Consider the following 13,904-nt stretch of genomic DNA (forward strand, 5'->3'; position numbering starts at 1 on the left):
CGCCGGACAACCATTAGGTCGAGGCCCCAACCATCACGGTTGGGGCCTCCCACATTTAACACAACAAACCCCCAACAGGCCCCCAGAGGCGGGACGGCCTGAGCAGCCCCGCAGCGCCCGCGCCGGCACCGCCGTCGAACACCACCCGCGCTCACTCATGGCCCCCAACCGGCCAACGCGCGCTCAGTTGCGGCCGCCAAAGCGCCAACGCCGGCTCACTTATGGCCGCACCGCCATCGAACCCCAGGAGGAATTGAGCGGGCGTCGACTGGGAAGCGGCATCAACTGAGCGCGCGTCTCAGGAAGGGCCACAGGAGGTTAGCGGCGGTGTCCCTGTGAGGGGCGGCGGGAAGTGCGCCTTGGCCGCCCCCGGCAGCATAGAGGGCTCCAAATCCCCAAGAATCGGGTGATTAACCTCAAAAAGTCGCGGAAACACGCGGAATTTGCGGACCTGAAGGGCCCAAGCTGGTAAGTTTTCGAACAGTGGCTTGTGCGCATGCCGCGTGCAGGCTCCAGAATCATGACCGTCCAGGAGGACATAAATGGCTAAGAACCGTAGTGAACTTGTTGCAGAGGTAGCGGGCAAGGCCGGCACCAGCCAGGCAGCCGTCAACTCCGTCCTCGACGCACTGTTCGAGGTTTTCGAGACTTCTGTCGCCGCGGGCGAGAAGATCACCATCCCGGGCTGGCTCGCCGTCGAGCGCACCGACCGCGCAGCACGCACCGGCCGCAACCCCCAGACGGGCGAGACCATCCAGATCGCCGCTGGCCACAGCGTCAAGCTGACCGCCGGCTCCAAGCTGAAGGCTGCTGTCTCCAGCAAGAAGTAAGCTTCTTCCTCCCGGCATCAAAACCCGGCTGGACAAGGGGCGGCAACCACGTGGTTGCCGCCCCTTTTGCTTTTAAGGCCGATTCGCGGCCCGGGCAGTGGTGACGGACAATGGATAAGTGCCTTCTGCCGCAAACCCCCCATCCACAACAACCCCGCCAGTTCCCGGTAAGGGAGCACCGGGGCAGGGCAGCGGTGCGCTCGGCGTCTCCAAGGGATGGCAGCTGGCCGGCCTGGGGGCGCTCCTCCTGGCCCTTGTGGCAGCTCTCCTTTTTTCCGGCGCGGCGGCCGCCCGTGAGGTCTCGGATCCCGGTGCCCTGGTGCGCTGGGGCCTGCCCGTCACCAAAGCCATCCACAACGTCTCAGTGGCCACGGTCATCGGCGGCCTCATCTTCGCCGTTGGCATCCTCCCCAGGAGCCTGACCCGGCGCAACCGGGGCCAGGAGAACGGCGCCGAGGGCGCTGAACATCCAGCCTTCACCCGAGCTCTGGCCATCGCTGCTGCCGCGGGTGCAGCGTGGACGCTGTCCGCCATCGCCGTCCTGGTGCTCACCTACGCTGACGTGGCAGGACAGGCAGTCTCCGGCGACGCCGAGTTCACGCAGGCCCTGGTCTACTTCATGACGGACATCGAGACGGGCCGGGCCTGGCTCGCCGTCACCATCACCGCCGCCGTGGTGACAACAGCCCTGTTCGGCGTCAGATCCCAGGGCGGGCTGGCACTGACCCTGGCCCTGGCCCTCATCGGCCTGGTACCGACGGCCCTGATCGGACACTCCTCCAGTTCATCGGACCACGAGGGTGCTATCAACTCCCTTGGCCTGCACCTGGTAGGCGTGAGCACCTGGGTGGGCGGCATCATCATGCTGGCGCTGCTGTCCGGAATCCTCACCGGCCCCAAGGCCGGCGCTTCCACGGACACCACAGAAGCCACACTCCGCAGATTCTCCTCGTTGGCCGGGTTCGCCTTCGTGCTGGTCTTCGCCTCTGGCATCATCAACGCGAGCATCCGCATCACCAACTGGGGTGACCTCGTTGGTTCCCCGTACGGCCAGCTGATCCTCGCCAAGTCCGCCGCCACCGTGGTGCTGGGCGGGATCGGGTTTATGCACCGGCAGTGGGTCATCCCGCAGCTGGGTGCCAAGGGTTCCACCATGTCCTCGCGCCGGGTCCTGTGGCAGCTGGTCCTGGCCGAGTTCCTGGTCATGGGCGCAACGTCCGGCATCGCCGTGGCCCTGGGCCGCTCCGCACCGCCGCAGCCCACCACCTTTGCCCCCGACGCTTCACCGGCGTTCATCCTCAGCGGCTACGAGCTTCCCCCGGAACTGACGCCCGTGCGCTGGCTGACAGAGTGGCGGCTGGACTGGCTGTGGATTGCCGTGGCGCTGTTCGGGCTGGTGTCCTACTTCCTCGGTGTCGCCAAAATCTACCGCCGCGGTGACAAGTGGCAGTGGTTCCGCTCCGTGAACTGGGTGATTGGCCTCCTGGTGCTCACCTACATCACGTCCGGGCCGCCGTCGGTCTATGGCCGCGTCCTGTTCTCTGCGCACATGGTGGACCACATGGCGCTGACCATGGTGGCGCCCATCTTCCTGGTCCTCGGAGCACCCGTGACCCTGGCACTAAGGGCATTGCCTCCGCGGGGAGACGGATCACGCGGGCCGCGCGAGTGGCTGCTGGTGTTTGTCCACTCCAGATTCTCGCAGGTAGTCACGCACCCGATCTTCGCTGCCGCCAACTTCGCCGGCTCGATCGTGCTGTTCTATTACTCGGACCTGTTCGGGTACGCCATGCGCGAGCACGTGGGGCACGAGCTGATGATCCTGCACTTCCTGCTCACCGGATACATCTTCATTCTGAGCATGATCGGCACGGACCCGCTGCCCCGCCGTGCGCCGTACCCCATGCGGCTGCTGCTGCTCCTGGCCACCATGGGCTTCCACGCCTTCTTCGGCGTGGCCATCATGGGCGGGACCAACCTCCTGGCCGCGGACTACTTCGGCAACCTGGGCCGGGCCTGGGGCCAGTCCGCGCTGCTGGACCAGCAGACCGGCGGCGCTGTGGCCTGGGGGATCGGCGAGGTACCCACGCTCCTGGTGGCCATCGGCGTGGCCATTATGTGGTCGCGCTCGGACCAGCGGGAGACCAAACGCGTGGACCGGGCGGCGGACAGGAATAACGACGCCGATCTCACCGCTTACAACGATATGTTTGCCAAATTGGCCGAACGCGACGCCAGGCTGGCCGAACGAAACAAGACGGAAGGACGCTGATGAGCGAAACCGTACGCACCCACCTCCGGGTCCGAGCCTCCGAACTGGTGGGCCGTAACTGGTTGAACACCGGCGGCAAATCTTTGGACCTCGAAGCCCTCCGCGGCAAGATTGTGCTGCTGGACTTCTGGACCTTCTGCTGCATCAACTGCCTGCACGTCCTGGACGAACTGCGGCCCCTCGAGGAGCAGTACTCTGACGTCCTGGTCACCGTGGGCGTCCACTCGCCCAAGTTCGAACACGAAGCGGACCCGGTAGCGCTGGCTGCCGCCGTGGAGCGCTACGAGATCCACCACCCCGTCCTGGATGACCCGGAGCTGGAGACGTGGAAGGCCTACACCGCCCGCGCCTGGCCTACTCTCGTGGTCATCGATCCCGAGGGCTACATCGTGGCGCACCTGTCCGGCGAAGGCCACGCGGACGGGCTCGCGGTATTGATCCCCGAGCTCATCGCGGAGCACGAGGCCAAGGGCACGCTGCATCGCGGCTCCGGCCCGTACGTGGCGCCGGAGCCCACTTCCGGCACCTTGCGCTTCCCCGGCAAGGCGCTGTTCCTTCCCGCCGGTCGCGGTTCGGCTCCAGAGGGAACGTCCGACGCCGGCACTGCGGCAGGTGCCGCAGTTTCCAACGGTGCCGCAAAGGGATCGTGGCTGGTCACCGACACCGGCCATCACCGCCTGGTGGAACTGGACACCGACTTCCAAACCGTCCTGGGAACCTACGGCGCCGGCACCAAGGGACACGTTGACGGTCCCGCCGCCGGCGGCGACGCCACCGCCCGGTTCAACGAACCGCAGGGCCTGGTCCTCCTGCCGGAAGACGTGGCTGCCAAGGCGGGCTACGACGTCGTGATTGCAGACTCCGTCAACCACCGCCTCCGGGGCCTTTCACTCATGGACGGCAAGGCCTCCACGGTGGCCGGCAACGGCGTGCAGCGGCTGCTGGAAACCGGGCCGGCGCGGGTTGACGAGGACGCTGTCGGATTCACCGGGCGCCTGAGTGAACACCCGCTGGAGGTCTCGCTCAGTTCGCCATGGGACCTCGTCTGGTCCAGGAAGCTCAACGCCGTGGTGATCGCCATGGCCGGCACACACCAGATCTTCAGCTTCGACCCGCTGACCGGTGCGGTGGCGATCGTTGCAGGCAACGGCCTGGAGGGGCTGCTGGACGGTCCCGCGCACGAGGCCTGGTTCGCGCAGCCCTCCGGCCTGGCCGAGGACGCCGAGGGCAACATCTGGGTGGCAGATTCCGAGACGTCCGCGCTGCGCAAGCTGGTAGTTGGCGACGACGGGGCCATCACCGTGGAGTCCGCGGTAGGCAAGGGCCTGTTCGACTTTGGCTTCCGGGACGGCCCCGCCGCCGAAGCCCGGCTCCAGCACCCACTGGGCGTCACCGTCCTGCCCGATGGTTCCGTGGCCATCGCGGACACCTACAACGGTGCTGTCCGGCGCTACGACCCCTCCAGCGGCACCGTCTCCACCCTTGCCCGCGGGCTGCTTGAGCCGTCCGCCGTGATCGTGGACCACACGCAGTCGGCCGGCTCGGAGCCGCTGCTGGTGGTGGTGGAAGCCAACCAGCACCAGCTCGTGTACGTGCCGATCCCCAAGGAAGCACAGCAGGTGGACGAGGGTGCGTCGCAGACCCACCGGCCCAAGAGCCGAGTTGCGCCCGGCCCGCTGGAGCTGACGGTCCGGTTCACGGCCCCCACCGGGCAGAAGCTGGACGACCGCTGGGGCGATCCCACCCAGCTGAAGATCTCCTCCACACCGCCCGAACTGCTGGTATCCGGCGGCGGCACGTCGGTGGGTCTGCTGCGTACCCTCGAGCTGTCCTCGGACGTGCCTGAAGGTATCCTGCACATCACGGCCCGCGCGGCAGCGTGCGACGGCCCGGAAACCGAGGACGGCGAGATCCCGGACCACGCGGCCTGCCACCTCTACCAGCAGGACTGGGGCATCCCGGTGCTGCTCCAGGCCGACGGCGATACCGAGCTGGTGCTGGACCTGCGCGGCATGGACTGACCCGCCGTACTTTTAGGGCCCAAAGTGGCCCGGTTTTCCAGCCTGACAGGCGGGAACCGGGCCACTTTTCTTGCTGCCAGCCTCAAAAAGCGGGCCAGCGTGGGCGCCATCTTGTCCACATAGCACCGCTCTGGGCTGCCGCCAGTCTGGCAGGGCAGACATCGTGGCCTGATGGACCTAATGGAGATCCTCACATCAGCTGGGGGAGTATTGCTGCGGCGCGATGTCCTGACCGCAGGTGCCACGGATACTGAAGTTCGCCGGGCGGTCCGCAGCGGCCAGATCCTACGACTGGAGCGAGGACTCCTGGCCGTGGCGGACGCAGATCCGGAACTGGTGGCTGCAGGACGGGCCCACGGTCTGGTTACGTGTGCTTCCGCCGCCCGGGCTTATGGCCTCTGGCAGCTCAGACCCCCTGGCAGGCCCCACTACTGGCAAAGCAACGGCCGGAGCGCGATCCGCTGTGTCAGCCACCGCACTGACCTGACGCAGCCACCCCGGCATCGCACTCTCGCAGCCCTCCCCGATGTCCTGCTTCATGCCTTGCTGTGCCTGCCGGAACTCGAGTCTCTGGTGATGGTGGAGTGCGCCTACAACCGCGGAGACATCGATCTGTCGTATCTGCTCCGCCACCTTGACGGCCGCTGCTGCGGGAAGGCGCGGAACGTGGTGTCCAAAGTTGACCGTGGCGCAGACTCCCTCCTCGAAACCTTGGCCCGAGTGCTGTTTCGGGATGCCGGCATCCTGACGGAGACCCAGGTGAAGATCGACGGTATCGGCCGCGTGGACTTCCTTTTGGAGGGTTTCCTCATAGTGGAGATTGACGGGCTTGCCTTCCACCTTGAGGCACGCCAGTTCAAGAAGGACCGGCGCAGGGACAACTCGGCGACGTTGCAGGGCCTGCCCGTTCTCAGGTTCTTCTACGATGACGTGGTTCACGCGCCCGAATCCGTCCTGGTCCAGGTCCGGGAGGTGCTGGCCAGGGGTTCCTCGCGGTGGCCGCAGCCAAACCGGCCCGGTTATTCGCGCAATTGGCAAGAAAATGGCTGGTAATCCTGTCAGCACACCGCAATAACCGGGCCAGTGTGACGCGAAAAGCCTAGAAGCTCAGGAGCGGCGTGACCTTGATGGCGTCCCCGGAAACGTCCAGCCGGGTGGTGAAGCTGAAGTCCACCTCTTCGTCCAGGGGGTACCAGGCGCCGGTGAACAGGTTCTGCTGGAGGGCCTCCACCTTGGCCTTGCCATCCAGCGGCGCCACCACCCACCGCCCGTCGAACGGTTCGATGGACACATTGGGGTACTCCGTCACAGACCACTTGATGGTGCCGTCCTGCACCCGGTTGTTGCTGGCGTAGTAGAACGGGCAGTCCGGCTGGAGCTTCTGCTCCTTGACCGCCTGGGCAGCGCAGCCGTCCAGGAATTCCTTGACCTTCGCCGTCACATCCTTCTTCAGGTTGTCCGTGGCCTGGGTCAGCAGGTTGAGCGGGGCCACGGGTGCGTCGCGGCCGGTGACAGTGGCGCGGGTGGCAGGAGCCGAGAAGTACTCACCGTTGACGGTGGCCTCGTACTCGCCTGGATAGAAGACCGCGAAAGAGTTCCGGCCATTGGGCATATTGACGTCCACACCGTTGACCGTTGCCTCGGGGGAATTGACCACCGACACGTCAACAGTCGGCAGCCGGGACGGCACAAACGCCCAGGTGTTGAAGAAGATCCACTCGGTTCCGGTCTTCTGCAGCAGGAACTCGGTGCGGAGGCGGCTGCCGTCAATGGTGTACTCCATGGGCACCATCACCTGGCCGCCCGGCCGTTCCTCGGCCTCGCCAATGTTGACGTTAGCGAGCCGGGACACGGCCGTTTGCAGGGCGGTGCCGTCCAACATGGCGGCGTTGCTGGGCGGGACCGTAGCCCTCAAGAGTCCCAGCGCCTTGCCGCCGTCCCCGCCCTGCAGCGCGTCCAGATACTCGCGCACCGGCTGCTGCGGACTGGCCACGGTATTGTTCACCACATTCACCGCAACCACGGCAGCGGCCACGGCAAGCATGAGGCCCAGCAGCCATCCGGCCGCTATCCTCACCAACGCTTGACTCATCTGCACTTTCAATACGTTACCTGCCAAGCGCACGACGACGGCAGTTGAGTCAGCTGCGTGCGGTACCTCTCAGCGGCGCCGGCGCCGGGACGATGTGCCGAAAACACCCCGCAGCAGCTCACGTCCCAGCTGCGTTCCGATGGACCTGGCCATGCTCTTCAGCCCGCCTCCGAGTGCTCCGCCGAGGACACCGCCAAGGTCGCCCATCATCCCGCCGCCCGCGTCCTGGGGCGGTGACGGCGGCCGTGGGGCGCGCGGTGCCTCATTTTGGGTGCGGGGTGCACTGGTCCTGGCGGAAGGCGCCGGCCTGCTGCTGGGACGGCCGAGGATCTCCTCCTCAATGCGCCGGGCCTCGGCATCAACGTCCAGACTGCCGCCCGCACCGGAATCAGGAACACCGCCACCGGGAGCACCCGAACCGGGAACCGGCGGCCGGCCGGGAGCGGCAGGCCCGGTGGGAGCCGCGGCCTTTCCGGTGAGCTTCTCGTAGGCCGAGGGGTTGTCCACGGAGGTACCGTATTTGCCCAAAAGGGCCGAACCCGCCACGGTGCTCCGGACCAGGTCCTCCGCGCTGGGCCCCATCAGGGATTCGGGGGCGCGCAGCCTGGTGAGGGCCACAGGGGTGGGAGCGCCCTTCTCGTTCATGACCGTAATAACGGCTTCACCAATGCCTGCAGAAGTGAGGGTCTCTTCGAGGTCGTAGTCGCTGACCGGGAACGTGGAGACGGTCGCCTTGAGTGCTTTGGCGTCCTCCGGGGTGAAGGCACGCAGGGCGTGCTGCACCCGGTTGGCCAGCTGGCCGAGGACATCAGCGGGGACGTCCTTGGGCGTCTGGGTGACAAAGAAGATCCCCACGCCCTTGGACCGGATGAGCCGGACAGTGGTGGTGATCGCCTCGAGGAACGCCTTGGAGGCACCGTTGAACAGCAGGTGGGCTTCGTCGAGGAAGAACACCAGCTTGGGTTTGTCCAGGTCGCCCGCCTCGGGCAGGTCCTCAAAGAGGTCGGCGAGCAGCCACATCAGGAAGGTGGAGAACAGCATGGGTTTGGTCTGCAGGGTGGGCAGTTCCAGGCACGTCACCACGCCGCGGCCGTCCGGGGCCGTGCGCAGCAGCTCGGCGGTATCAAACTCCGGTTCGCCAAAGAACTTCTCCAGCCCCTGTGCCTCAAGGTTCACCAGCTCGCGAAGGATCACCCCCGCGGTGGCCTTGGACAGGCCGCCCAGCTCTTCCAGCTGGTCCTTGCCCTCGTCCGATGTCAGGAACTGGATGACGGCCCGGAGGTCCTTCAGGTCAATCAGTTCCAAGCCGTTTTTGTCCGCGAAGTAGAACACCAGCTGCAGGCTTGATTCCTGGGTGTCGTTCAGCTCCATGATCCGCGAAAGCAGGATGGGCCCGAAGGAGGACACTGTAGCCCGGACCGGGACGCCGTTGCCCTCCCCGCCGAGGGCCAGGAATTCCACCGGGTAGGTCCTGCCCTGCCACGCCTGCCCGATGCTTTCGGTGCGCGCCGTGAGTTTTTCGCTGGCGACGGCGGCCGTCGCCAGCCCGGACAGGTCGCCTTTGATGTCCGCGAGGAAGACCGGAACCCCGGCCATGGACAACTGTTCGGCCATCATGTGCAGTGTGACGGTCTTGCCGGTGCCGGTTGCACCGGCCACCAGACCGTGCCGGTTCATCATGGACAGCGGCAGGCGGACCTGCGCCTCCTTGTGGAGTTCGCCGTCCACGATGGCGGCGCCCAGTTCGATCGCGGCCCCTTCCAGCGTGTAGCCCTTCTGGATGGTGGCGAGCTTCTCTGCTGTGCTTTTGTTGGCCATGCGGTTTAGCTTAGCTGCGGCTCCACGGAACGTGTGGGCGGGACCACAGTCAGTTCTGCGGGTGTCCGGAAAGTTCCTTTGTGAAGGCGAGGAACTTGATGGTCTCCGGGTCGGCGTCCAGGTCGAACTGCGGCTGGTAGCCGGTGGCCAGGTAGAGGTATTTGGCCTCAGGCTGGCGCGGTCCGGTGGTGAGGTAGAGCCGGCTGTACCCCCGGCGGGCCGCCAAAGCTTCCAGCTCGGCCAGGACCACCCGGGCCAGGCCGCGGCGGCGGTGGGCGGAGTGGGTCCAGATCCGCTTCAGCTCGGCGGTGGCGTCGTCGTACCGGCGGAAGGCCCCGCCGGCGATGGATTCGCCGTTCTCCTGGATCACCAGCAATGCCCCGTCCGGCCCCGCGAACTCTTCGGCGGGGTACCGGTTCAGTTCCTCTGCTGCTCCCTCCCGGCCGAACAGGTCGCCATAGCGCGTGTCGTATTCGACGGCGAGCTCGTCCAGCAACGGCCGGACCCGGGGATCATGCATGGGGAGGCTAAGGACCGTCAGCGCGGCCGGGTCCACCGGCCGGGGCGACGCATCCAGGGGGCTGGCGCCGAGCGGCGGCCGGACAGCTTCAAAGGGCTGGTGCCCGGTATCCAGGGGCTGGCGCCTGAGATCAGGTTCTGCGGTCACGGTTCAATTCTTTCCGACGGCGGCTGGTTCTGTGGACAGTGTGGCGGAGGATTCTGCGGCGACGCCGCGGGCAACGGCAAGGACACTGCGGGCCAGGGCATCGTTCTCCCGGAACGGTGCGGCGTTGGTGCCGGGCCGGGCAAAGGCCCCCGCACCCCAGCCGGACGTGCCCGGACCGACGCCGAACAGTCCGGGCTGCGGCACCCCTTCGGCGTTCACGAGCTGGTGCCCGGCCGAGATCAGCAGCTTGCCGGTGGAATGGATCCCGTCCGCCGTCAGCAGCTGCTGCTCGGCGCCCAGGCCCGTCTTGTGCAGGGACTCCAGCAGCGGATTACTGGACCGCGTCACGGTGGGTGAGGGCAGGCGGGCTTCGATCAGGGCCTTCGCTGCCACCGAGGTCCCGGAGTGGGGCGAGCCCGCATGGAACAGGCCCGTTGACTCGTCCGCGGCCACCTCGAGGTCCGGGCCGAGGAAGTGCAGCAGCCCGGCGCCGTGCAGCGCCAGCATCTGGCGGAGCCGGTGCGGCGGCGGGCCGGAGTCCACAAAGCTGAAGAATCCGTGCCACCAGCCGTGGACGGTCTGCTGGGACCTGGCGTTGAGGCGCTCCGGCGGGACCACCCGGCCTACCTCCATGTAGACGTGGAGCAGGGCCAGGAACAGGGCCAGGGTTTCGGGGTGGTCCGGGCTGTCCCGGAGGGCAAGATCGTGCTCGATGTACCCCACCACCGCATCCTGCACCTCCTGGTGGTTGGCGAAGCGGCGGCCGCTGAAGGGCCGGTCGAGCCGCTCAAGGTCAAGGTGAAGGGCAGCGTCCGGAACGGCAGCGGCCACGAGTTCCTCCCGCGCGGGGCTGTACCACTCGAGCTCCGAGTACCGGGCGGCGAATTCGTCCCAGCCCATGGCGGCCCGTGCGGGACTGCCGGTCAGCAGCTCGCGGTAGTAGCCGTACCCGGCCTCCTTGGCGATCAGCGGCCACAGGTCCCGGTGGAAATCCAGTTCCCCGTGCCGCGCCAGCAGGGCATCGACGGCGGCCGCTGTAAAGAACCGCAGCGGCCCCGGCGCCTCGCCCCGCAGCGTTGCCGAAATCTTCGAGTGGTACGGCACTCCCCGGCGCGACCCGGCCCACAGCCGTGGTTCCCGGCCCGAGGGAAGGTAGCGAAGCCCGCCGTCGTCGGTTTCAACGAACCGCCCTCCGCGTCCCTCCATCAGGAGGACCAGGAGGTCGACGAAGGCCAGGCCCATGCCGGCAACAATGACGTCCTGGCCGGGAGCGATAGGGGAGTAGTCGACGTCGGTGGTGTAGCTGGGTGCCGCGTGGTACCCGCCGTGCCGCGCGGCGAAGCCGGCCCAGGCGGCAGAGGCGGCGTCCGGGCAGGAGTCAGTATGGCCCAGGGCAGTGACCACGACGTCGGCGCGCAGCGTCCGGCCGTTGGCCAGCTCCACGAGGTAGCCGGCGGACCTGCCGGGGGCATGTGCGGGGCTGCCGGCTGCGGGTGTCACTGCCACGGCCGTGGTCCGGTGGACCGTGACGTTGCGGCCCAGCCGCCGGGCTGCCCGCCGGAAGAACCACTCCAGGTACTGGCTTTGCAGCTGGCGGGTGGGGAAGGTGGCGCCGGTGAGTGACCGGAGCTGTTCGCGCAGGGTCCGCGGGAAGTCCGGAACGTCCGTGATGGACCCGTCCAGTACGCCCGCAGCCCATTCAGCCAGGTTGGGTCCTTCGCCGGCCGGGCCATCGCACGCCACGGAGGCATCGGTGAACATGGTGATGTCCGCCGCCATGGAATTGAGCAGAAGGCCCGGGTGCTGGTCGTAGCGCCAGATGCGGCCGGAGCCCGGTACGTGGGGTTCCACGACGTGGATTTCCAGTGGTCCGCTGAACAGTTCCGGGCGGTTGGCGGCAATCCGCTCCAGCACTCCGGCCGTGCGGGGTCCGCCGCCGACGAAGACGACGGCCGGGATGTTCGCTGGCATTGGTGCTCCTGGTAGCGGCGGTAGGGGGCGGCTTGGAGTGCCCATGCTAGGCAGCGGTTCCGACGGCGGTCGAGTGGCTGGTCATGGCCGTTAACTCCGCGTCATATCCCGTCAACAGACGCAAAAAACCGACTCATGACGCTGTGCGAACTCCAGTGAAGTTATGCAACCTGCCGCCTTGCTGCCCCGTTCCGGCCGGTCCTAGATTTGCAGCCAGCAACCGGGTCAAACAGTCCCGGCCCAAACCACAGAAGCGAGGTGGCGCATGAGTTCAGCAGCAACTACCGCGGCGCAGTCAACAACGTCAGCACAGTCGGCTGCCGGCGCGGCGCCGGACGCCGACGCTGGCGGGCACGTGACCTCGGGCGGCGCTACTCCACACGCTGCCCCTACAGGAACGGCTACTTCCGGCTCGGGCGGGTTCCCGCCGGAAGGCGGAAGCACCCGTGTGGCCACGGATTACTCGGCCTTCCGCGTGGTGGCCGCAAAGCATCCGTGGCGCTGGGTGGGCACGGCGTTTGTGGCCCTCGGCGTCCTGGCCGTCGCCTGGTCCCTGGCCACCAATCCGCGGTGGGAATGGGGTGTTGTGGCGCAGTGGTTTACTGCCCAGTCCGTCATCGCCGGGCTGCTGGAGACCCTGAAGCTGACGGCGATCTCAGGGATCCTCGGCTTCGTGTTGGGGTTCATCCTGGCGTTGATGCGGCTCTCCGCGTCGCCCCTGCTGGTCTCCGTTTCCTGGACGTTCTCCTGGATCTTCCGGTCCACGCCGCTGCTGGTCCAGATGCTCCTTTGGTACAACCTGGGCTACCTGTACGAGAAGATCAGCCTGGGAATCCCGTTCACCGATGTCCGGTTCTTCGAGGTGCAGACCACCACACTGATCAGCCAGTTTGCGGCAGCAGTGCTGGGACTGACCCTGAACCAGGCCGCCTACTCGGCCGAGATCATCCGCGGCGGCATCCTCTCCGTGGACCAGGGCCAGCTGGAGGCCGCGGCCGCGCTGGGCATCCCGGCCTGGCGCCGTTCCACCAGGATCGTGCTGCCGCAGGCCATGCGGGCCATCCTGCCCACCGCGTTCAACGAGATCATCGGCCTGGTCAAGGGCACGTCCATCGTCTATGTCCTGGCTTACTCCGAGCTGTTCTACACCGTGCAGGTCATCTACAACCGCACTCAGCAAGTCCTGCCGCTGCTGCTCGTGGCCACGCTCTGGTACGTGGTGATCACGTCCGTGCTGAGCGTGTTCCAGTACTACATCGAACGGCACTACTCCAAGGGCGCGGTGCGGAACCTGCCGTTGACGCCCTTGCAGAAGGCCCGCAAATTCTTCGCCACCCACGCCGTGGCCAACAACGCAAGGAATGCACGATGAGCACCGCATCCGCAACTGCCGAAGCGCCGGCAAGCACTGCTGCCACCCGCGGCCTGGTGGAAATCATCAAGGTCCACAAATCCTTCGGCGCCACAGAAGTCCTCAAGGGCGTCAGCCTCACCGTGGAGCCGGGGGGCGTGGCCGTCATTGTGGGCCCCTCGGGATCCGGCAAGTCCACCCTGCTGCGCACCATCAACCACCTGGAAAAGGTGGATGGCGGCTACATCTCCATTGACGGGAAACTGGTGGGCTACGAAGTCCGGGGCCAGAAGCTGCACGAGCTGCGGGAGAAGGAGATCCTGAAGCAGCGCACCGAGATCGGGATGGTGTTCCAGAATTTCAACCTGTTCCCGCACCTCACCGCGCTGGAAAACGTGGCCGAGGCACCCGTCGTCGCACAGGGTCGCTCCAAGGAGGAGGCCCGGCGCCGCGGCCTGGAACTCCTGGACCGGGTGGGCCTCAAGGACCGTGCGGGCGCGTACCCCCGCCAGCTTTCCGGCGGCCAGCAGCAGCGCGTGGCCATCGCCCGCGCGCTCGCCCTTGACCCCAAGATCCTGCTGTTCGACGAGCCCACCTCGGCCCTGGACCCGGAGCTGGTCAACGAGGTGCTGGACGTCATCCGCGAACTCGCAAAATCCGGGACCACCCTGATCATCGTCACGCACGAGATGGGCTTCGCCCGCGATGTGGCGGACACCGTGGTGTTTATGGACCAGGGGCAGATCGTGGAACAGGGCACCCCGGAGCAGATTTTCACCAACCCGCAGGAACCGCGCACCCGGAGCTTCTTCTCCAAAGTGCTCGAGCCGGCTTTCAACATCTAAAGGATTCCACCCATGGCATTTCCCACCGGCCCTTCCC

General features: G+C 66.8%; 10 protein-coding genes. 6 read left to right on the forward strand and 4 right to left on the reverse strand.

The window, feature by feature from the left end; translation table 11 throughout:
• Positions 1 to 542 precede the first annotated feature (542 nt).
• The 4 genes from FNL14_RS22260 to FNL14_RS22275 all read left to right on the forward strand — a co-directional run bounded on the left by FNL14_RS22260 (position 543) and on the right by FNL14_RS22275 (position 6,176).
• Entirely contained in the window at positions 543 to 830 is a 288-nt protein-coding gene (locus FNL14_RS22260) for an HU family DNA-binding protein (RefSeq protein WP_091421683.1), read from the forward strand.
• 118 nt (positions 831 to 948) lie between these two features.
• Positions 949 to 3,102 (forward strand): cytochrome c oxidase assembly protein, encoded by a 2,154-nt coding sequence (locus tag FNL14_RS22265; RefSeq protein ID WP_142064794.1) that lies wholly within the window; start codon positions 949 to 951, stop codon positions 3,100 to 3,102.
• The gene (locus FNL14_RS22270) at positions 3,102 to 5,123 is read left to right on the forward strand and encodes an NHL domain-containing thioredoxin family protein (protein WP_142064797.1); all 2,022 of its coding nucleotides are present in this window, start codon (positions 3,102 to 3,104) and stop codon (positions 5,121 to 5,123) included. The genes FNL14_RS22265 and FNL14_RS22270 overlap by 1 nt, the downstream gene beginning before the upstream one ends.
• 171 nt (positions 5,124 to 5,294) lie before the next feature.
• The gene (locus tag FNL14_RS22275; RefSeq protein ID WP_142064800.1) at positions 5,295 to 6,176 is read left to right on the forward strand and encodes a type IV toxin-antitoxin system AbiEi family antitoxin domain-containing protein; all 882 of its coding nucleotides are present in this window, start codon (positions 5,295 to 5,297) and stop codon (positions 6,174 to 6,176) included.
• Between the two features lie 46 nt (positions 6,177 to 6,222).
• Here the strand turns inward: FNL14_RS22275 and FNL14_RS22280 are convergent, their stop codons facing one another.
• From FNL14_RS22280 to FNL14_RS22295, 4 genes are all read right to left on the reverse strand, one after another.
• Entirely contained in the window at positions 6,223 to 7,215 is a 993-nt protein-coding gene (locus FNL14_RS22280; RefSeq protein WP_170850849.1) for a hypothetical protein, read from the reverse strand.
• 69 nt (positions 7,216 to 7,284) lie between these two features.
• Positions 7,285 to 9,033, reverse strand: coding sequence for a helicase HerA-like domain-containing protein (locus FNL14_RS22285; protein WP_142064803.1), 1,749 nt, complete (start codon positions 9,031 to 9,033; stop codon positions 7,285 to 7,287).
• A gap of 49 nt (positions 9,034 to 9,082) precedes the next feature.
• Positions 9,083 to 9,553, reverse strand: coding sequence for a GNAT family N-acetyltransferase (locus FNL14_RS22290; RefSeq protein WP_091421894.1), 471 nt, complete (start codon positions 9,551 to 9,553; stop codon positions 9,083 to 9,085).
• Between the two features lie 150 nt (positions 9,554 to 9,703).
• The gene (locus FNL14_RS22295) at positions 9,704 to 11,671 is read right to left on the reverse strand and encodes an FAD/NAD(P)-binding domain-containing protein (RefSeq protein WP_142064806.1); all 1,968 of its coding nucleotides are present in this window, start codon (positions 11,669 to 11,671) and stop codon (positions 9,704 to 9,706) included.
• A 265-nt stretch (positions 11,672 to 11,936) separates the two neighbouring features.
• On the opposite strand from FNL14_RS22295, the gene FNL14_RS22300 reads away from it, so the two are divergent.
• On the forward strand, positions 11,937 to 13,043 hold the full coding sequence (locus FNL14_RS22300) for an amino acid ABC transporter permease (protein ID WP_255470965.1): 1,107 nt from the start codon (positions 11,937 to 11,939) through the stop codon (positions 13,041 to 13,043).
• The gene (locus FNL14_RS22305) at positions 13,040 to 13,867 is read left to right on the forward strand and encodes an amino acid ABC transporter ATP-binding protein (protein WP_142064809.1); all 828 of its coding nucleotides are present in this window, start codon (positions 13,040 to 13,042) and stop codon (positions 13,865 to 13,867) included. Before FNL14_RS22300 ends, FNL14_RS22305 begins: the two co-directional genes overlap by 4 nt.
• The last annotated feature ends 37 nt before the right edge of the window (positions 13,868 to 13,904 follow it).

This window comes from Pseudarthrobacter sp. B4EP4b (assembly GCF_006680095.1).
GTDB lineage: Bacteria > Actinomycetota > Actinomycetes > Actinomycetales > Micrococcaceae > Arthrobacter.